We start from the raw sequence: 963 nt of genomic DNA, 5'->3' as shown, positions 1-963 counted from the left end.
GCCGTGGTGCTGGCCGATCGCATCCTGTTGATCGAGCAGGCCGACGCTCCGCAGCGCCGCACGGGCCCGCTCCGCGCCATCCTTCAGGCCCAGCGCCACGTTCTGCAGCACGGTCTTCCACGGCAGCAGGCGTGCATCCTGGAACATCATCCGCGTTTCAGGCTTCTGTCCGCCACCGCCGATTTTGACCTGGCCGGCGTCCGGAAGTTCCAGCCCGGCGATCGCGCGCAGCAAGGTGCTCTTGCCGCATCCGCTGAGGCCCACGATGGCGACGAATTCGCCCGGTTCGATCCTGAGGTTGACGGCATCGAGCACGGTGCGCCCGGCATAGCGTTTGGTCAGGCTGCGCACGTCGAGGTGCGCACCCGCCCGGTAGTCTTGAATGTCTTTTGGCATGAAGGATCAGCGGTAAGCGGGATTCCAGCGCAGGAAGCGGCGTTCCAGGCCGCGCGCCGCCAGGTCGGCAGCCTTGCCCAACAGGGCGTACAGCAGCACGCCGACCAGCACGACGTCCGTCTGCAGGAATTCGCGCGCATTCATCGTCATGTAGCCGATGCCGGCCTGCGCGGAAATGGTTTCGGCGACGATCAGGAGCACCCAGACGAGGCCCAGCGAGAAGCGCACGCCGACGAGGATAGCAGGCAGCGCGCCCGGCAGGATCACGTCGCGGTACAGGGCCCAGCCGGACAGGCCGTAGCTGCGCGCCATCTCGATCAGCCCCGCGTCGACCGAGCGGATGCCGTGGAAGGTATTCAGGTAGACGGGGAAGAAGACGCCCACGGACAGCAGGAACAGCTTCGCGGCTTCGTCGATGCCGAACCATAGGATCACGAGCGGGATCAGCGCGAGCGCCGGGATGTTGCGCACCATTTGCACGGTCGTGTCGAGCAGCGTCGCGGCGCGCCGGCTGCTGCCGTTGAGCAGGCCGAGCGCGAGGCCCAGCGCGGCGCCGAGCCCGAAGCC

The 963-nt window shown here is 67.5% G+C and carries 2 protein-coding genes; both read right to left on the bottom strand.

From position 1 onward, the window contains the following. Window positions 1-396 (bottom strand): ATP-binding cassette domain-containing protein (locus ACEN88_RS32740; protein ID WP_413346439.1); only part of this gene is annotated, 396 nt, incomplete at its 3' end. A 6-nt stretch (window positions 397-402) separates the two neighbouring features. Further along, window positions 403-963, bottom strand: a 561-nt coding sequence (locus ACEN88_RS32735) for an ABC transporter permease subunit (protein WP_413346437.1), incomplete at its 5' end; no start/stop codon positions are given.

Origin of the sequence: Massilia sp. CT11-108, assembly GCF_047302915.1 — a bacterium.
In the GTDB taxonomy this organism is placed as follows: domain Bacteria; phylum Pseudomonadota; class Gammaproteobacteria; order Burkholderiales; family Burkholderiaceae_D; genus Telluria; species Telluria orientalis.
The sequence above is the reverse complement of the archived record's forward strand: the minus strand, read 5'-3'. Positions and strand labels throughout refer to the sequence as shown.